This window comes from Hymenobacter sp. FMD4, from assembly GCF_058932745.1.
This window is the reverse complement of the sequence record NZ_JBZYWH010000001.1, coordinates 392,979-410,379: the sequence shown is the minus strand read 5'-3', so window position 1 is coordinate 410,379 and position 17,401 is coordinate 392,979. Positions and strand designations below refer to the sequence as shown.

Here is a 17,401-nt window from a genome sequence, read left to right as displayed (position 1 = left end):
AGCCCCACACTGAAATGGCTGTTAACGAAAACCTGAAGTACCTCCGCAACATTGGGATTATGGCGCACATCGACGCCGGTAAGACCACGACGTCGGAGCGCATTCTCTACTACACGGGTAAGACCCACAAAATCGGGGAAGTGCACGAAGGTGCAGCCACGATGGACTGGATGGAGCAGGAGCAGGAGCGTGGTATCACCATCACCTCGGCCGCTACCACCACGTTCTGGAACTACCCGACCAACGAGCAAGGTGACCCGACTCCGGACACCAAGCAGTACAAGATTAACTTGATCGACACCCCCGGCCACGTTGACTTCACCGTAGAAGTTGAACGTTCGCTGCGTGTGCTTGATGGTGCCGTTGCTCTGTTCTGCGCTGTATCGGGCGTAGAGCCACAGTCGGAAACCGTATGGCGTCAAGCCGACAAATACAAAGTGCCGCGCATCTGCTTCGTCAACAAGATGGACCGCGCTGGTGCTGACTTCTTCAAGGCCGTAACCGAAATCAAGGACAAGCTGGGCGCTAACCCCGTGCCGCTGCAAATCCCCATCGGCGCTGAGGATACCTTCAAAGGTGTTGTCGACTTGCTGACCGGTAAAGCCATCGTATGGGATGATGCTACCCAGGGCAAGTCGTACCACGAAATCCCGGTTCCCGAGGATCTGGTGGACACCGTAGCCGAGTGGCGTCAGAAGCTGGTAGAAAGCGTAGCCGAATACGACGACGCTCTGCTGGAGAAATTCTTTGAAGATCCGGACAGCATCACCCGCGAGGAAATGATGACGGTAATCCGCCAAGCGGTTATCGACATGAAGTTCTCGCCCGTAATGTGCGGCTCAGCCTTCAAAAACAAGGGTGTACAGTCGATGCTGGACGGCGTAATGGCCTACCTGCCTTCGCCGCTCGACATGCCTGCCATTATCGGTACCAACCCCGACACTGGCGAGGAAGTAGAGCGTCACCCCGACAACGACGAGCCCTTTACTGCTCTGGCGTTTAAGATTGCCACCGACCCCTTCGTGGGCCGTCTGTGCTTCTTCCGCTGCTACTCGGGTCAGCTCGAGTCGGGTTCGTATGTGTTCAACAACCGTACGGGCAAGAAGGAGCGCATCTCGCGTCTGATGCAGATGCACTCCAACAAGCAGAACCCCATCGACAAAATCCAAGCTGGTGACATTGCTGCTGGCGTTGGTTTCAAAGACATTAAGACCGGTGACACGCTGACGGAAGAGAAAGACCGTCTCGTTCTCGAGTCGATGTCGTTCCCCGAGCCTGTAATTGGCTACGCTATTGAGCCTAAGACCCAGGCCGACGTAGACAAGATGGGTATGGCTATTGCCAAACTCGTAGAAGAAGACCCCACCCTGACGGTATTCACGGACCAGGAAACTGGCCAGACGGTACTGCGTGGTATGGGTGAGCTTCACTTGGAAATTATCATCGACCGTATGCGTCGCGAGTTTAAGGTTGAAATCAACCAGGGTGCTCCGCAGGTTGCGTACAAGGAGATGATTACCAAGAAAATCGAACACCGCGAAGTCTACAAAAAGCAGACGGGTGGTCGTGGTAAATTCGCTCACATCGAATTCGAACTTGGTCCGAAAGAAACCGAGCCGGAAAAGCCGGGTCTGGAGTTCGTCAACGGTATCACCGGTGGCGTTATCCCGAAGGAATTCATCGCTCCGATCCAGAAGGGCTTCGAAGAAGCTATGAAGAGCGGCGTACTTGCTGGCTTCCCGCTGGACTCGATGCGCGTGAAGATCTACCACGGTTCGTACCACGATGTGGACTCGGACGCCCTGTCGTTCGAAATGGCTGCCCGCCTCGGCTACAAGGAAGCTGCTCCGCGCTGCGCTCCGAAGCTGCTCGAGCCCATCATGGCTGTTGAGGTAGTGTCGCCGGACGAGTACACGGGCCCGGTAACGGGTGACCTGAACCGTCGTCGTGGCATCATGAAGGGTATGGACACGAAAGCTGGTGCTCAGGTTATCAAAGCTGACGTTCCGCTATCGGAACTGTTCGGCTACGTAACCGACCTGCGTACCATCTCTTCGGGCCGCGCTTCGGCTTCGCTGACCTTCTCGCACTACGAGCAGGTGCCGCAGAACCTCGCCGAGGGCATCATCGCCAAAGTAAAAGGCGGTAAGTAATACTTGCTTTCACAAGCTGACATCATGAACCAGAAAATTCGTATCAAACTGAAGTCTTACGATCATAATCTCGTCGACAAGTCGTCGGAGAAGATCGTGAAGGCGGTGAAAGCAACGGGTGCTATCGTAAGCGGCCCGATTCCTTTGCCGACGGAAAAAGAAAAGTTCACCGTGCTCCGTTCGCCCCACGTGAACAAGAAGTCGCGTGAGCAATTCCAGCTCTGCACCTACAAGCGTCTCGTGGACATCTACTCGACTTCGTCGAAGACGGTAGACGCCCTGATGAAGCTCGAACTGCCGAGCGGCGTTGACGTCGAAATTAAAGTCTGAGTAATCTTGCTCATCCGAAAAACCCCGCTAGTATCCGCTAGCGGGGTTTTTTATTTGCTACTCATTTCCCAGCGCTGAAACGCAATTCTAGGTTTTACAGAAAGATGCCTTGAAAGAGGCTGGGACGAAATAGGTATCTTGCGTTGCGCCTGCACGTGCAGCTGTGGGCCTGTGCTTTACGTCTGTGAATATTTCCGCTTCCGTTTCTTCTCGTTTCCCATGGCTAACCGTGCCTCGCATCCAACTTGCTGCGGGAATTAGTTGTGGAATGATTGTGACGGGGCTGTATACTATCCCGTTTTTTCGAATACTATCCAGTATAGGTCAAGGCTGCCTTCTACTTTCTGCTCTAGCCTATCTTGCTGGCTTCAGGCAAATAGCTCAGCTACGTAAGTGGCCCGTGTACGCTGGCTTTGGTGCTATTTTTCTGATGCATCTGCTGGCTGGTCTGAATACTAGCTCTGACAATGCTAAGGAGTTTGTACGGGACCTAACACTGCAGTCAGCTTTTCTAATCTTACCGCTGGCCTTCTGGATTCTACCGCCGCTACCAGTGCCGACCTTAGGGCGGCTTTATAAACTGCTGCTGGGACTTACGACATTATCGGCAGTGGGAAGTACGTTTTTCTATTTGCTTAATAATGAGCGGATCGATCAGCTTTATATCCATTCTAAGGTAATGCCAACAGTGCCGGATCATATTCGATTCAGTCTACTGGTTGCTTTGGCAGTAGCAGTGGGAGCTGTATTGTTGAACCGCGAAATGCTACGCGGGTGGCGCCGCTTGGTCGTGTTGGTATCCACTATCTTCTTAGCAGGCTTTCTACACCTATTAGCAGTGCGGAGCGGTTTGCTAGCCTTCAACTTATTGGGAGTAGTTGCCATCTTCTATCTAATCCGTAGAAAGCTATGGAATAAGGCTGCTGGTGTAGTGACAATACTAATTGTCCTGCCTTTTCTTAGTTATTTTCTGCTGCCAACATATCAGAACAAGTATCACAACACCCGTGAAGATGCGGGCAGGGTAGAGCAAACGAGGTCAGCCAACAATTATTCACTTGTTGGCCGGGTCTATTCCTACCAAGTCGCCTTGCATGTATTGCGCGACCACCCGCTTATTGGGGTTGGTAAAGGTGACTTGCAGCCGGAAATTTCAGGTTATTACCGGCGACTCTTTCCTCAGATTAACGAGGAACACCACATCAAGCCGCATAATCAATTCCTCTACTACTTAGTGGCCTTTGGTGCCTTGGGAACTGCCTTGTTTGTAACAGGCTTTTATTATCCCTTGTGGTGGGCGAGATACCGACGAGCACCTCTGTTGGTCGCCCAATACGTCATTGTTACTACCTCCTTCTTGGCCGAATACACCTTAGAATCACAGACAGGCTTGATCTTCTCTCTTTTTTATCTGCTGCTGCCCTTAAGTAGTATGGAGGAAACTAAAGAGGAGCAAGGGGTAAGGAAAGGGCCCGAATGGCGTCCCGCGTAGCTATTTCTTCCACTAATAAGCGGACCTATACAAGGAGCAGCAAATTATTGGCCATTTCTAAGTAGAAGATGAACTGATGAGTGCAGCAGCGCATCGCTAAAAAGAGCAAACACGCTGACTCATAGGAGTAAGGCAATATGCTGGTCTATGAAAATATTTCAAAGTCAGTAGTAATATTATCTTAATAATCTTGTAGCTTTGCACTCCGTTTCCGAAAACGCTGTTCGGGCGTTTTCACTGTGTCTTTTCTTAAACCCCATTCGAATGCCTGGCATTATCGGTAAAAAAATCGGTATGACAAGCCTCTTCACTGCGGACGGTCGGAACGTGCCTTGCACGCTCATCCAAGCTGGTCCGTGCGTAGTGACGCAGGTGAAAACGCTCGAGACCGACGGCTACACTGCTGTTCAGCTCGGGTACGGCGAGAAGAAGGCCAAGAACACCAACAAACCGTTGGCTGGCCATTTCGCTAAGGCGGGAGTTACCCCCCGTAAGAAACTCGTGGAATTCCGCACCGACGACGTAGCCTCCTACTCGCTCGGCGCCGAAGTAAAGGCTGACTACTTCGCCGAAGGTGACTTCGTAGATGTAGTAGGTACCTCGAAAGGCAAGGGCTTCCAAGGCGTTGTAAAACGCCACAATTTCGCCGGTGTTGGCGGCCAGACTCACGGCCAGCACAACCGTGGCCGTCACCCTGGTTCGATCGGCGCCTGCTCGTGGCCCTCGCGCGTGTTTAAGGGCATGCGTATGGCTGGCCGCATGGGCGGTGACCGTGTGAAAATCCAGAACCTGAAAGTTATGCGCGTGATGAACGAGCACAACCTGATCCTGGTAAGCGGCTCGGTACCCGGTGCTAAAAACGGTTACGTGATTCTGGAGAAATAGGCGCGATGGAACTCTCTGTATTGACGATCAAAGGCGAAGACACCGGCCGTAAGGTTACGCTGTCTGACGCAATCTTCGGGCTGGAGCCGAATGAGCACGCCATGTACCTCGACGTGAAGCTGTACTTGGCCAACCAGCGCCAAGGCACGCACAAGTCGAAGGAGCGCGCTGAAATCGCCCGCACGACCAAGAAACTGAAGAAGCAGAAGGGCACCGGTGGTGCTCGTGCTGGTTCGATGAAGTCGCCGGTGTTTATTGGTGGTGGCCGCGTATTCGGTCCCAAGCCCCGTGACTACGGCTTCAAGGTGAACAAGAAAACCAAGCAGTTGGCCCGTCTGTCGGCCCTGTCGGTACTTGCTCGCGAAAACCGTCTGGCTCTGGTTGAGAACTTCTCACTGGAGGGCCCCAAGACGAAAGACTTCCTGAACATCCTGAGCGGCTTGAACCTGAACACTGGCAAAAAGACCCTGCTGGTAACCGGTTCAGTTGATAAAAACGTTGTTCTGTCGGCTCGCAACCTGCAAAAGATAAAGGTTGCCGTTCCTACGGCCCTGAACACCCACGACCTGCTGAACACGGACACGCTGTTGCTGTCGGAAGCTGGTCTGGAGACGCTCACCCAACTTTATACGGCCGCTGAGTAATGAGCATCATCAAGAAGCCCATCGTGACCGAGAAAGCCACGTCGCTAAACGAAAAAGGCCAATATGCCTTCGAAGTTGAGCGCACCGCTAACAAGGTTGAAATCAAAAAAGAAATCGAGAAGCTCTACGGTGTGACCGTGGTGGGCATTAGCACCATCCGCAGCCAGGGCAAACTCAAGTCGCGCTTCACCAAGACCGGAGCAGTTACCGGCCGTCGTGCTTCCAGCAAGAAGGCTATCGTAACGGTAAAGGAAGGCGAAGTAATCGACTTCTACAGCGGCATCTAAGCCGACTGATTTTTTGACCGAGGCCCCTCGCTAGAGCATTTTCGCTATAAAATGGCACTCAAAAAACTAAGACCAACATCACCGGGTCAGCGCTTCCGCATCGCCCCGGCCTTCGACGAGATTACGACGTCGACGCCGGAGAAGTCGCTGTTGGCACCCCTCAAAAAAACCGGTGGCCGGAATGATTCCGGAAAAATGACCAACCGTTACATCGGTGGTGGTCACAAGCAGAAGTATCGTGTAATCGACTTTAAGCGCAGCAAGCACTCGGTGCCTGCTACCGTGAAGGAGATAGAATACGATCCTAATCGTACGGCTCGCATCGCCCTGATCAGCTACGCTGACGGCGAGAAGGCTTACATCATCGCCCCGGCTGGCCTGCAAGTAGGCGCTACCGTAGTAGCTGGCCCTGGCGCCGCTCCGGAAGTAGGTAATGCTCTTCCTCTGCGCGAAATGCCGCTGGGTACGATCGTTCACAACATCGAGCTGATGCCCGGTGGCGGTGCCGTTCTGGCCCGTTCGGCTGGTACTTACGCTCAGTTGGTAGCCCGCGAAGAAAAATACGCGACGCTTAAACTGCCTTCCGGCGAAATGCGCATGGTACTGGTTACCTGCATGGCTACGGTTGGTACGGTTTCGAACGCTGACCACATGAACGTGCGCCTTGGCAAAGCCGGTCGTCACCGTTGGTTGGGTTACCGTCCGCGTGTACGTGGTGTGGCCATGAACCCTGTAGATCACCCAATGGGTGGTGGTGAAGGCCGCTCGAGCGGTGGTCACCCGCGCAGCCGCAAAGGTCTGCTCGCGAAAGGTGCTAAGACCCGCAACAAGAACAAGTACTCTGAGCAACTCATCGTTTCGCGTAAAGGCAAGAAGTAATGGCACGTTCGCTTAAAAAAGGCCCGTACATCGACTTCCGCCTGGAGCGGAAGGTGCAGGTGATGGAGGAGTCCAATAAGAAATCGGTGGTGAAGACTTGGTCGCGCCGCTCGATGATTTCGCCGGACTTCGTAGGGCATACCTTCGCCGTGCACAACGGCAATAAGTTCATCCCGGTGTATGTGACCGAGAACATGGTAGGGCATAAGCTTGGCGAATTCGCGCCGACTCGCAACTTCCGTGGTCACATCGCCAAGAAAGACAAAGGCAAGCGCTAAGACATGGAAGCAGTAGCCAAACTCCGTAACGTACCGACCTCGCCGCGCAAGATGCGCCTCGTGGCCGGCCTAGTACGCGGGAAGAGCGTTACCCGTGCCTTGGGCTTGTTGAAGTTCGAGGCCAATTCGGGTGCCGAGCGTATCGAGAAACTGCTCCTGTCGGCTCTGGCCAACTGGCAGCAGAAGAACGAGGACGAGCGCATCGAAGACGCCAACCTCTACATCAAAGAGATTTTCGTGGATGAAGGCCGCCAGCTGAAGCGTCTGCGCCCCGCCCCCCAGGGCCGTGGCCACCGCATCCGCAAGCGCAGCAACCACGTGACGATCATCATCGACTCGAAGGTGGAAGCCATCGGTAGCCGTGCTGGTCTGAAGCAAGCTGCCCAGCAGCAAGCCGTAGCTACCGACGCCGCTCCGGCTGCTGAAGAAGCTTCGAAGAAGACCACCCGTCGTTCGACCAAGAAAGCTGACACCCAAAACGCGGCTGACGCCACCGAATAATAACCATGGGACAGAAAGTTAATCCGGTTGGCCTCCGCCTGGGTATCGTTAAAGGCTGGGACTCTAACTGGTACGGCGGCAAAGATTTCGCCGACAAACTGGTAGAGGACGAAAAGATCCGCAAATACATCCTGGCACGCATCCCGAAGGGCGGCATCTCGAAGATCATCATCGAGCGTACCCTGAAGCGTATTACTATCACCATCAACACGGCTCGTCCGGGTGTAGTAATCGGCAAAGGCGGTCAGGAAGTTGATAAGATTAAGGATGAATTGAAGCGTCTGACCAGCAAAGACGTTCAAATCAACATCTTCGAAATCAAGCGTCCGGAACTCGACGCCAAACTGGTAGGCGAAAGCATCGCTCAGCAGTTGCAGGCTCGTATCTCGTTCCGCCGTGCGATGAAGCAAGCTATTCAGGGCGCACTCCGTGTGGGCGCTGAAGGCATCAAGGTGCAGTGCGGCGGCCGCCTCGGTGGTGCTGAAATTGCCCGTTCAGAACAGTATAAGGAAGGCCGCACCCCGCTGCACACCCTCCGCGCTGATATCGACTACGCTTTGTCTGAGGCTCAGACGGTGTATGGCAAAATCGGCATCAAGGTGTGGATCATGCGCGGTGAAGTGTTCGGCAAGCCCGACCTGTCGCCCAACCAACTGCTGAGCCAGCAGCAAGGCCAAGGTGGCAACGACCGCGGTGACCGTGGTCCGCGTGGTGACCGTGGTGAGCGTGGCGACCGTGGTGGTCGTGGCGGTGACCGTGGTGGCCGTGGTGGTAACGACCGTGGCCCGCGTGGTGGCGGCGACAACCGTGGTGGCTTTGGCGGTGGCCAAGGCGGCGGTAATCGCGGCGGCCAGGGTGGCGGCAATCGTGGCGGTCAAGGCGGCGGTGCAAACCGTGGCCCGCGTCGCTAGTCCTTCTTCCTTCCATTCTTTTTCGAGAACTAGAACATGTTACAACCGAAAAGAACCAAGTATCGGAAGATGCAGAAGGGCCGCGTAAACGGCCTGGCCTACCGTGGCAGCTCGCTGGACTTCGGTTCATTTGGCATCAAGTCGTTGGAGGCCGCTTGGATCACCGCGCGTCAGATCGAAGCCGCTCGTATCGCCATGACCCGCGCTATGAAGCGTGAAGGTCAAGTGTGGATCCGCATCTTCCCAGACAAGCCCATTACGAAAAAGCCTGCTGAGGTACGTATGGGTAAAGGCAAAGGCTCGCCCGAATATTGGGTAGCCATCGTGAAGCCCGGCACCATCCTGTTTGAATCGGATGGGGTTTCGCTGGAACTTGCGCAGGAGTCGCTGCGTTTGGCCGCCCAGAAGCTGCCGGTGCGCACCAAGTTTGTTGTTCGTCGTGACTTCGTTGAGGCATAAGCAACATGAAAAACGCTGAAATCCGCGCCCTTTCGATCGAGGATCTGAAAGAGCAAATCAACAAGGAGCAGTCGAACGCGCAAACCCTGCGTTTCGCTCATGCTATTTCCCCGCTCGAAAACCCGACCCGCATCAAAACCGGTCGTCGGAACATCGCCCGCCTGCTCACCGAGCTGAAGCGTCGCGAGCAGGAGCAAAACTCGTAGTCCACCCGCTGAACAGTAATGGAAAACAACGCAGAACAGCAGGGCGGCGCTACAGTAGAGCGTAACCTGCGCAAAGAGCGTATCGGCCGCGTAACGAGCAACAAGATGGATAAAACCATCACCGTTGTGGTCGAGAGCAAAATGAAGCACCCGATTTACGGCAAGTTCGTAACCAAGTCCACTAAGTTTGTTGCTCACGACGAGAACAACGAGTGCGGCGAAGGCGATACGGTGCGCATCATGGAAACCCGCCCGCTGAGCAAGCGCAAGCGGTGGCGTTTGGTAGAAATCGTAGAGCGAGCCAAGTAAGATGATCCAGCAAGAATCCCGTCTGACGGTAGCCGACAACAGCGGCGCCAAAGAAGTGCTCTGCATCCGTGTCCTCGGTGGCACTGGCAAAAAGTACGCTTCGGTAGGCGACAAAATTGTCGTAGCTATCAAGTCGGCCATCCCTTCGGGCAATGCCAAGAAGGGTGCCGTATCAAAAGCTGTGGTGGTTCGCACGAAGAAGGAGATACGTCGCAAAGACGGCTCGTACATCCGCTTCGACGACAACGCCGCCGTGTTGCTCAATAACAACGACGAGCCTCGCGGCACGCGTATCTTCGGCCCGGTGGCCCGTGAACTGCGCGAAAAGCAGTTCATGAAGATCGTTTCGCTGGCTCCTGAAGTTCTCTAAGCTAATGGCACTGAAAACCAAAGAAGCAAAGCCCGCGAAGCTGCACGTGAAAACCGGTGATACCGTCCAGGTAATCGCCGGTGACGAGCGCGGCAAGACTGGCGTCATCAAATCGGTGAACCGCCAGACGCAGCGCGTCATCATCGAAGGCCTGAACCTGGTGACCAAGCACAACAAGCCCAGCGCGAAAAACCCGCAGGGTGGCATCACCAAGATCGAGTCGCCGATTCACGTCAGCAATGTCAAGCTTGTTAGCTCGGCTAACGCTTAATCAAGTCCCCGACAATGGCTCGACTGAAAGAAATTTACAACAAGGAGATTCGCCAGCAGCTGCAGGAGAAGTTCCAGTTCAAGAGCACCATGCAGGTGCCGCGCATTACCAAAATCTGCATTAACCGCGGTATTGGTAAGGCTGTAGCCGACAAGAAGCTTGTTGACAACGGTGTGGATGAGCTGACGACCATCACCGGTCAGAAAGCTGTTCCAACCATCGCCAAGCGTTCGGTTTCGAACTTCAAGCTGCGCGAAGGCATGCCGATCGGCGCCCGCGTTACCCTGCGCGGTGAGCAGATGTACGAATTCCTCGACCGCCTCCTGACCGTTGCTCTGCCCCGCGTACGCGACTTCAAGGGCATCAGCGACAAGGGCTTCGACGGCCGTGGCAACTACACGCTCGGCATCAAAGAACAAATCATCTTCCCGGAAATCTCCATTGACAAAATCAAGGAAATCTCCGGCATGGATATCACCTTCGTGACGACGGCCGAGAACGATGAGCAGAGCTATGAATTGCTCCGCGCCTTCGGGATGCCGTTTGCCAACGCTAAGAAGTAATTTGACCCATGGCAAAGGAATCAATCAAAGCAAGAGAGCGGAAGCGCGAGGCAATGGTGGCTCGTTTCGCTGAAAAGCGTAAGGCGCTGAAAGCTGCCGGTGACTACGAAGGTCTCGACAAGCTGCCCCGTAACGCTTCGCCCGTACGTCTGCACAACCGTTGCAAACTGACCGGCCGTCCGCGTGGTTACATGCGCAAGTTTGGCATCAGCCGCGTAACGTTCCGAGAAATGGCTTCGGCTGGTAAAATCCCCGGCGTAACGAAAGCTAGCTGGTAGTCCGCTACCGCAAGCGATGCTCAGCAAAACAGCTCAGCTGAAACTCTCTCGGGGGTTTTGGCTGAGCTGTTTTCTTTTACGCACGAGCTATCATAGGTTGTCAAGTAGTCTGCAACTTGCACTCCTACTAATGTGTAAGCCGTTATGTCACTGGATATATATTGGAGTGCAGCTCAAGTGGAGACTTGGATCGGTAGTTTGGAAATAGATAACGCACTTGATGCCTTGCGATTCCAATTCGGCCAACAATGTGGTGTTCCTATTGATCCTTATGGTAAAGCCCGGCTTTATATAAATCAGTGGGAAAATCTGATAAAACTTGCGTGGACGCTAGGTTATCCGGCGCAACGGCTAATCGACATTAAGGTCCGAATACCCTCAGATCAACCAGATGGAATCATCGTGTTGTATGGTGATTGAAGGGATAACAACGTAAGAATGTACATCGAACTTTTTACCAATTAAGCACTTACGTCTATTGCTTTTGTGTTAAGCCTTTACGTATCTTTGCACCCCATAATGCTCTAGGGCCGTGGAGGACGCTCCACACCATTTGGCAGGTTGCCACAAGAAACCATTGGCTGCGGCGGAAACGCTGTGGATGCCAAGTAGTCTTAACCGAGGATTTCGCCGTCATAGGTATAGACTATGGCTGCGAAATTTTCCTACCTTTGCGGTTCCCCTAAAACGGGATGCCCTTCTAAACATCCAAATGAACACAGATCCGATTGCCGACTACCTGACCCGGGTACGCAACGCCATCAAGGCCAACCACCGGGTAGTTGAGATTCCGGCCAACAAAATCAAAAAGGAAATCACGAAAGTGCTCTACGAGAAAGGGTACATTCAGAGCTACCGTTTTGATGACTCGGCAGTACAAGGCACGATCAAAATCGCGCTGAAGTACCACCCGGTAACGAAGAAGCCCGCCATCGTGAAACTCGAGCGGATCAGCACCCCGGGCTTGCGTACGTACGCCCACGTAGAAAACCTGCCGCGCGTGTTGAGCGGTCTGGGTATTGCTATCCTGTCGACTTCGAAAGGGGTAATGACGGAGAAGGAAGCCCGCACCCAGAACGTAGGCGGCGAGGTGCTGTGCTACGTGTACTAAGCGAGCAATAAGCAGAAAACCCCGACAATATGTCCCGCATTGGTAAACTCCCGATCAGCCTGCCCTCGGGCGTGCAGGTATCGGTTGATAACGACAACACAATCACGGTTAAGGGCCCGAAAGGGGAGCTGAAAACCGCTGTCGACCGCGACATTACGGTACGCACCGAAGACAACACCGTAGTCGTAGAACGTCCTACCGAGCAAAAGCGCCACAAGGCCATGCACGGCCTCTACCGTTCGCTGCTCAACAACATGGTAACGGGCGTAAGCACCGGGTACTCGCATCAGTTGGAGCTGGTGGGTGTAGGTTTCAAAGCTACCGCTACCGGCTCAACGCTGGAGCTTGCTTTGGGCTACTCGCACAACATCTTCCTGGCGCTGCCGAAAGAAGTAACCGCTACGGCCGTTACGGAAAAAGGTAAGAACCCGATCATCACCTTGACTAGCATCGATAAGGAACTGATCGGCCAAGTGGCTGCTAAGATTCGTTCGTTGCGCAAAGTCGAGCCTTACAAAGGCAAAGGTGTACGCTTCGTTGGTGAGCAGATTCGTCGTAAGGCTGGTAAGACTGCCTCGAAATAACCGAGCATCATGGCTTTCAATAAAACAGAGAGAAGACTCCGGATCAAGCGCCACATCCGTACGAAAGTATCGGGTACTACTGAGCGCCCCCGCCTGTCGGTGTTCCGCAGCAACAAGGGCATTTACGCCCAGATTATCGACGACACGGCTGGCCGCACGCTGGTTTCGGCTTCGTCGAAGAACGTAACGGCCGGTGATTCGCCGGTAGCCACGGCTGCTGCTGTGGGTAAAGAGCTGGCCTCGCGTGCGACGGCTGCTGGCATCACGCAAGTGGTGTTTGACCGCTCGGGTTACCTCTACCACGGTCGTGTAAAATCATTGGCAGAAGGTGCCCGCGAAGGCGGCCTCAATTTCTAAGCAGCTATGCGCGAGCAAAATAAACCCACGGCTAAGACCGCAGAGTCTGACCTGAAGGAAAAAGTAGTTGCCATCAACCGCGTAGCGAAGGTGGTAAAAGGTGGTCGTCGCTTCAGCTTCTCGGCCATTGTGGTAGTAGGTGACGGCAACGGCACCGTTGGTTATGGTCTTGGCAAAGCCAACGAAGTAACCGATGCAATTGCTAAAGCCATTGATGATGCTAAAAAGAACCTGGTGAAGGTGCCGCTGTACAAGCACACCGTTCCTCACGTAATGGAAGGCAAATACTCTGGTGGCTTTGTGCTGGTACAGCCAGCTGCTGCCGGTACCGGCGTAATTGCTGGTGGTGCCATGCGTGCTGTGTTTGAAAGCGCCGGCATTAAGGACGTACTGGCTAAGTCGAAAGGTTCGTCGAACCCCCACAACGTGGTGAAGGCTACCTTCGACGCCTTGAACAAGATGCGCGACCCGATGCAAGTTGCTCAGCAACGCGGCATCTCTCTCGCCAAAGTATTTAACGGCTAAGCGACGATGGCACGGATCCAAATCAAACAGGTGCGCAGCGTAATCGACCGCCCCGAGCGGCAGAAGCGCACGATGAAGGCCCTCGGCCTGACCAAAATCGGTGCAGTGCGCGAGGTGGAAAACACCGCAGGCATTGCCGGCATGGTAGCCAAAGTTGGCCACCTGATAGAAGTAACCGAACTGTAGAATCACCTCGATCATGAATCTCAGCAATCTTAAGCCCGCTGAAGGCTCGGTACGCAACAACAAGCGTCTGGGCCGTGGTGAAGGCTCTACTCGTGGCGGCACGTCAACCCGTGGCCACAAGGGTGCCAAGTCGCGTTCGGGCTTCTCCAAGAAAATTGGCTTTGAAGGTGGCCAGATGCCCCTGCAGCGCCGCGTGCCGAAGTTCGGCTTCAAAAACATCAACCGTGTGGAGTACAAGGCTATTAACCTTGATGTACTCCAGGGCCTGAACGAAAAGTCTCAGGCTACCACGATGGATGCTGCCTACTTCATCACGAACGGTCTGGTATCTAAAAATGCCAAGATCAAAGTTCTCGGCCGTGGCGAACTGACCGCTGCGCTGGAAGTACACGCCCACGCTTTCTCTCAGTCGGCTATCGAAGCCATTGAGAAGGCAGGTGGCAAAGCAGTGACCCTGTAAGTCAAAGCACGCCGGCGATGAACAAGTTTATCACGACGATTAAGAACATTTTTGCGATTGAGGATCTGCGTACGCGGATTCTCAATACGCTTTTTTTCATCGCCATTTACCGGCTAGGTTCTTTCGTTGTGCTGCCGGGCGTCGATCCAAATCGTCTCGACGACAAGGCCGGCGGCATCTTCGGTATCCTGGATACGTTGCTGGGCGGTGCGTTCAGCAACGCCTCCATATTCGCTTTGGGCATCATGCCCTACATCTCCGCTTCTATCGTACTGCAACTGCTCACTATCGCAGTGCCGTATTTTCAGAAGCTGCAGAAGGAAGGCGAATCGGGACGTAAGAAGATCAATCAGTATACCCGCTTCCTGACCATCCCAATTGTGATGGCTCAATCGGTGGGATTTATCGCGACAATCAACCAGGACGCGCTCATTAATCCGGGCATGTTCTTCACGATTTCAACGATGATTATCCTCACAGCTGGCACGCTATTTTGCATGTGGCTAGGGGAGAAGATTACTGATAAGGGCATTGGCAATGGTATTTCCATGCTCATTATGATTGGGATTGTATCACGTTTCCCTGGAGCTATTATCGGTGAAGCCGCTGCCAAAGGCATGCGTGGTTCATTGATCTTCTTGATTGAAATTGCGGTACTGTTCTTTGTCGTAATGGGAGTAATCATCCTGACCCAAGCTGTTCGCCGGATTCCGGTACAGTACGCTAAGCAGGTCGGAGGTGTGAGCCAGCTCAATTCTCAACGGCAGTTCATTCCGTTGAAGGTTAATGCTGCTGGGGTTATGCCGATCATCTTTGCTCAGTCTCTGATGTTCGTGCCGGCTATTGCAGCTTCAGCATGGCAAGACAGTGACACTGCAAATTACATCGGGCAGAAGTTTTCGGACTACACGTCTTGGCAGTATAACCTGATGTTTGCAGTACTGATCATTTTGTTCACGTACTTCTACACAGCCATTAGCGTCAATCCAAAGCAGATTGCGGACGATTTGAAACGCAGTGGTGGTTTTGTTCCAGGAGTGAAACCTGGGGATGCTACTTCGGAATACATTGACGAAGTACTGACTCACATCACTCTGCCTGGCGCAATAGCTTTGGCACTGATTGCAATCTTTCCTGCCATTGCGTTGTTGTTTGGGATTACCCGTCCGTTTTCAGCATTTTATGGAGGTACCTCGCTCATCATTATGGTGGGTGTGGTGCTAGACACCATGAACCAGATCGAAAGCTATCTGCTCATGCGTCATTACGATGGGATGATGAAAACGGGTAAGCTGAAAGGTCGGACGCAAAACGTTGCGCTGGCCTCCTAAGCCATGATCCTATACAAGACCGAAGAAGAAATTGAATTGATTCGAGCCAGCGCCGAGGTGCTGGCTCGTGCCCATGGGGAAGTTGCGGCCATGATCCGCGAAGGAATAACTACTGGCGAACTGGATAAGCGCGCTGAGGAATTCATTCGGGACCACGGCGGAGTACCTTCTTTCAAAGGTTACAACGGGTTCCAGTATAGCCTGTGCATCTCGCCTAATTCGGTGGTGGTGCACGGGTTTCCCGGCAACCATGTATTGAAAAGTGGCGACGTCATTTCGGTAGACTGCGGCGTTAAGCTGAACGGCTACCACAGTGACAGCGCCTACACCTACCCGGTAGGGGAGGTGAAACCGGAAGTAACGGCCTTGCTCGAAGCCACCAAGCAATCCTTGTATGAGGGTATTGAGCAGGCAGTAGCTGGCAACCGTATGGGTGACGTTGGCTACGCCATCCAGAGCTACGTGGAAAAGCGTGGATATTCAGTGGTTCGGGAACTTGTTGGGCACGGCATCGGTAAGAGCCTGCACGAAAAGCCCGAAGTGCCAAACTACGGCAAGCGTGGATCTGGTCTGAAACTGCAGAGCGGCTTGGTTATGGCCATCGAACCGATGGTGAATCTAGGAACCAAGTTTGTGGTGCAGGAGAAGGACGGCTGGACGATCCGGACCAAAGATCGGCAACCCTCGGCGCACTTCGAGCATACCGTGGTGGTTCGCCAGAACAAAGCGGAGATTTTAACTTCTTTCGCCTACATAGAAAAAGCGTTACAGCAGACCTCGCAGCCTTATGGCCAAACAGTCATCGATTGAGCAGGACGGTACCATCCTGGAAGCCTTGTCGAACGCCATGTTCCGGGTGGAACTGGAAAACGGGCACCAGGTAATTGCGCACATCTCTGGTAAGATGCGCATGCACTACATCAAGATTCTGCCCGGCGATAAGGTGAAGCTCGAAATGTCTCCCTACGATTTGTCGAAGGGCCGAATCGTTTACCGTTACAAATAACCCCGGACATGAAAGTCAAAGCATCGGTTAAAAAGCGCAGCGCCGACTGCAAAGTGATCCGCCGTAAAGGGAAGCTTTACGTGATCAACAAGAAGAACCCCCGCTACAAGCAGCGTCAGGGTTAAGCAACACAAGCAATAGGAAGAACATGGCACGTATTGCAGGGGTAGACATCCCGGACAAAAAGCGCGGCGAAATCGCCCTCACCTATATCTTCGGTATTGGCCGCTCGTCGGCTCAAGCCATCCTCACTAAAGCAGGTGTAGACCTGAATAAAAAGGTGAGCGAGTGGACGGATGCCGAGTCGGGTGAAATCCGTAGCGTTATTGCAGCGGGGTACAAAACTGAGGGTGTGTTGCGCTCGGAAGTTCAGCTCAACATTAAGCGTCTGATGGACATCGGTTCGTACCGTGGCCTCCGTCACCGCAAAGGGCTGCCGGTTCGGGGTCAGCGCACCAAGAACAACTCGCGCACCCGCAAAGGCAAACGGAAGACCGTTGCCGGCAAAAAGAAGGCTACGAAATAAATCATAGCGGGAATCGGCGGCGGGCCTTCATGACTTTCCAACTGCCGCCAACACCTCTCGCCTTTTTTGCGATAACCAAATGGCACAAAAGAGAAAAGACAAAGCTAAGAAGCGCGTCGTCCAGGTTGAAGCAACCGGTCAGGTGCACATCAAGGCTTCGTTCAACAACATCATCATCTCGGTAACGAACAACAACGGCCAGGTGATTTCGTGGGCTTCGGCCGGCAAAATGGGTTTCCGTGGTTCTAAGAAGAACACGCCCTACGCCGCCCAAACCGCAGCACAAGACTGTGGCAAAGTAGCCTATGACCTCGGCATGCGTAAGTGCGAGGTGTTCGTGAAAGGTCCGGGCGCTGGCCGTGAGTCGGCTATCCGGGCGTTCCAGAACATGGGCATTGAGGTGACGACCATCCGCGACGTGACGCCGCTGCCGCACAACGGCTGCCGTCCGCCCAAACGTCGCCGCGTCTGAGTAACGGCAGACGCGTGGCTTCTACCG

Annotated in this window: 28 protein-coding genes and 1 pseudogene; all 29 read left to right on the top strand. The window is 53.8% G+C overall.

Translation table 11 applies throughout. The features are described 5' to 3' along the window. The first annotated feature begins 14 nt into the window (after positions 1–14). The 29 genes and pseudogenes from fusA to rpsK all read left to right on the top strand — a co-directional run bounded on the left by fusA (position 15) and on the right by rpsK (position 17,374). Entirely contained in the window at positions 15–2,153 is a 2,139-nt protein-coding gene (fusA, locus tag AC5FXY_RS01795) for an elongation factor G (RefSeq protein ID WP_493554912.1), read from the top strand. 24 nt (positions 2,154–2,177) lie between these two features. Then, entirely contained in the window at positions 2,178–2,483 is a 306-nt protein-coding gene (gene rpsJ, locus AC5FXY_RS01790) for a 30S ribosomal protein S10 (RefSeq protein WP_059072165.1), read from the top strand. A gap of 184 nt (positions 2,484–2,667) precedes the next feature. Continuing rightward, positions 2,668–3,975, top strand: coding sequence for an O-antigen ligase family protein (locus tag AC5FXY_RS01785; RefSeq protein WP_493554911.1), 1,308 nt, complete (start codon positions 2,668–2,670; stop codon positions 3,973–3,975). A gap of 264 nt (positions 3,976–4,239) precedes the next feature. Continuing rightward, the gene (rplC, locus tag AC5FXY_RS01780) at positions 4,240–4,860 is read left to right on the top strand and encodes a 50S ribosomal protein L3 (RefSeq protein WP_493554910.1); all 621 of its coding nucleotides are present in this window, start codon (positions 4,240–4,242) and stop codon (positions 4,858–4,860) included. 5 nt (positions 4,861–4,865) lie between these two features. Beyond that, the gene (gene rplD, locus AC5FXY_RS01775) at positions 4,866–5,504 is read left to right on the top strand and encodes a 50S ribosomal protein L4 (protein ID WP_493554909.1); all 639 of its coding nucleotides are present in this window, start codon (positions 4,866–4,868) and stop codon (positions 5,502–5,504) included. Further along, entirely contained in the window at positions 5,504–5,791 is a 288-nt protein-coding gene (rplW, locus tag AC5FXY_RS01770; RefSeq protein WP_078013195.1) for a 50S ribosomal protein L23, read from the top strand. The genes rplD and rplW overlap by 1 nt, the downstream gene beginning before the upstream one ends. Positions 5,792–5,842: 51 nt before the next feature. Then, positions 5,843–6,670, top strand: a complete 828-nt coding sequence (gene rplB, locus AC5FXY_RS01765; protein WP_493554908.1) for a 50S ribosomal protein L2 — start codon at positions 5,843–5,845, stop codon at positions 6,668–6,670. Further along, positions 6,670–6,948, top strand: a complete 279-nt coding sequence (gene rpsS, locus AC5FXY_RS01760) for a 30S ribosomal protein S19 (RefSeq protein WP_493554907.1) — start codon at positions 6,670–6,672, stop codon at positions 6,946–6,948. Before rplB ends, rpsS begins: the two co-directional genes overlap by 1 nt. Before the next feature lie 3 nt (positions 6,949–6,951). Next, positions 6,952–7,290 (top strand): annotated as a pseudogene (rplV, locus tag AC5FXY_RS01755) (50S ribosomal protein L22); the annotation flags it as partial. A 164-nt stretch (positions 7,291–7,454) separates the two neighbouring features. Further along, on the top strand, positions 7,455–8,360 hold the full coding sequence (gene rpsC / locus AC5FXY_RS01750; RefSeq protein ID WP_493554906.1) for a 30S ribosomal protein S3: 906 nt from the start codon (positions 7,455–7,457) through the stop codon (positions 8,358–8,360). A 36-nt stretch (positions 8,361–8,396) separates the two neighbouring features. Next, complete coding sequence (rplP, locus tag AC5FXY_RS01745; protein ID WP_078013190.1) at positions 8,397–8,819, top strand: 50S ribosomal protein L16; 423 nt, start codon at positions 8,397–8,399, stop codon at positions 8,817–8,819. Between the two features lie 5 nt (positions 8,820–8,824). Then, positions 8,825–9,025, top strand: a complete 201-nt coding sequence (gene rpmC / locus AC5FXY_RS01740; RefSeq protein WP_493554905.1) for a 50S ribosomal protein L29 — start codon at positions 8,825–8,827, stop codon at positions 9,023–9,025. Between the two features lie 18 nt (positions 9,026–9,043). Then, positions 9,044–9,334, top strand: a complete 291-nt coding sequence (gene rpsQ / locus AC5FXY_RS01735) for a 30S ribosomal protein S17 (protein ID WP_493554904.1) — start codon at positions 9,044–9,046, stop codon at positions 9,332–9,334. Position 9,335: 1 nt separating this feature from the next. Further along, on the top strand, positions 9,336–9,704 hold the full coding sequence (gene rplN, locus AC5FXY_RS01730) for a 50S ribosomal protein L14 (protein ID WP_045688459.1): 369 nt from the start codon (positions 9,336–9,338) through the stop codon (positions 9,702–9,704). Positions 9,705–9,708: 4 nt separating this feature from the next. After that, a complete protein-coding gene (rplX, locus tag AC5FXY_RS01725) occupies positions 9,709–9,975 on the top strand; it encodes a 50S ribosomal protein L24 (RefSeq protein ID WP_119445992.1) in 267 nt (88 codons plus the stop codon). Between the two features lie 14 nt (positions 9,976–9,989). Beyond that, positions 9,990–10,538, top strand: coding sequence for a 50S ribosomal protein L5 (rplE, locus tag AC5FXY_RS01720; RefSeq protein WP_493554903.1), 549 nt, complete (start codon positions 9,990–9,992; stop codon positions 10,536–10,538). A gap of 8 nt (positions 10,539–10,546) precedes the next feature. Continuing rightward, positions 10,547–10,816 (top strand): 30S ribosomal protein S14, encoded by a 270-nt coding sequence (gene rpsN, locus AC5FXY_RS01715; protein WP_119445994.1) that lies wholly within the window; start codon positions 10,547–10,549, stop codon positions 10,814–10,816. A gap of 712 nt (positions 10,817–11,528) precedes the next feature. Then, positions 11,529–11,927, top strand: coding sequence for a 30S ribosomal protein S8 (rpsH, locus tag AC5FXY_RS01710; RefSeq protein ID WP_460577166.1), 399 nt, complete (start codon positions 11,529–11,531; stop codon positions 11,925–11,927). Between the two features lie 29 nt (positions 11,928–11,956). After that, the gene (rplF, locus tag AC5FXY_RS01705) at positions 11,957–12,511 is read left to right on the top strand and encodes a 50S ribosomal protein L6 (protein WP_493554902.1); all 555 of its coding nucleotides are present in this window, start codon (positions 11,957–11,959) and stop codon (positions 12,509–12,511) included. 9 nt (positions 12,512–12,520) lie between these two features. Further along, positions 12,521–12,868, top strand: coding sequence for a 50S ribosomal protein L18 (gene rplR, locus AC5FXY_RS01700; protein ID WP_493554901.1), 348 nt, complete (start codon positions 12,521–12,523; stop codon positions 12,866–12,868). 6 nt (positions 12,869–12,874) lie between these two features. Then, positions 12,875–13,393, top strand: coding sequence for a 30S ribosomal protein S5 (gene rpsE / locus AC5FXY_RS01695; protein WP_493554900.1), 519 nt, complete (start codon positions 12,875–12,877; stop codon positions 13,391–13,393). Positions 13,394–13,399: 6 nt separating this feature from the next. After that, complete coding sequence (gene rpmD, locus AC5FXY_RS01690; protein WP_493554899.1) at positions 13,400–13,579, top strand: 50S ribosomal protein L30; 180 nt, start codon at positions 13,400–13,402, stop codon at positions 13,577–13,579. Between the two features lie 13 nt (positions 13,580–13,592). Continuing rightward, positions 13,593–14,039 carry a 50S ribosomal protein L15 gene (gene rplO, locus AC5FXY_RS01685; protein ID WP_493554898.1) on the top strand — a complete coding sequence of 149 codons (447 nt, stop codon included), beginning with the start codon at positions 13,593–13,595 and terminating at the stop codon, positions 14,037–14,039. Between the two features lie 17 nt (positions 14,040–14,056). Continuing rightward, positions 14,057–15,370: a preprotein translocase subunit SecY gene (secY, locus tag AC5FXY_RS01680; RefSeq protein ID WP_493554897.1), complete on the top strand. Its 1,314-nt coding sequence runs from the start codon at positions 14,057–14,059 to the stop codon at positions 15,368–15,370. Positions 15,371–15,373: 3 nt separating this feature from the next. Further along, positions 15,374–16,180: a type I methionyl aminopeptidase gene (gene map / locus AC5FXY_RS01675; protein ID WP_493554896.1), complete on the top strand. Its 807-nt coding sequence runs from the start codon at positions 15,374–15,376 to the stop codon at positions 16,178–16,180. Next, complete coding sequence (gene infA, locus AC5FXY_RS01670; protein ID WP_059072189.1) at positions 16,158–16,376, top strand: translation initiation factor IF-1; 219 nt, start codon at positions 16,158–16,160, stop codon at positions 16,374–16,376. Before map ends, infA begins: the two co-directional genes overlap by 23 nt. A gap of 8 nt (positions 16,377–16,384) precedes the next feature. Continuing rightward, positions 16,385–16,501: a type B 50S ribosomal protein L36 gene (ykgO, locus tag AC5FXY_RS01665; protein WP_034256541.1), complete on the top strand. Its 117-nt coding sequence runs from the start codon at positions 16,385–16,387 to the stop codon at positions 16,499–16,501. 23 nt (positions 16,502–16,524) lie between these two features. Beyond that, entirely contained in the window at positions 16,525–16,902 is a 378-nt protein-coding gene (rpsM, locus tag AC5FXY_RS01660; protein WP_493554895.1) for a 30S ribosomal protein S13, read from the top strand. 79 nt (positions 16,903–16,981) lie between these two features. Beyond that, complete coding sequence (gene rpsK / locus AC5FXY_RS01655; RefSeq protein ID WP_493554894.1) at positions 16,982–17,374, top strand: 30S ribosomal protein S11; 393 nt, start codon at positions 16,982–16,984, stop codon at positions 17,372–17,374. Positions 17,375–17,401: the final 27 nt, after the last annotated feature.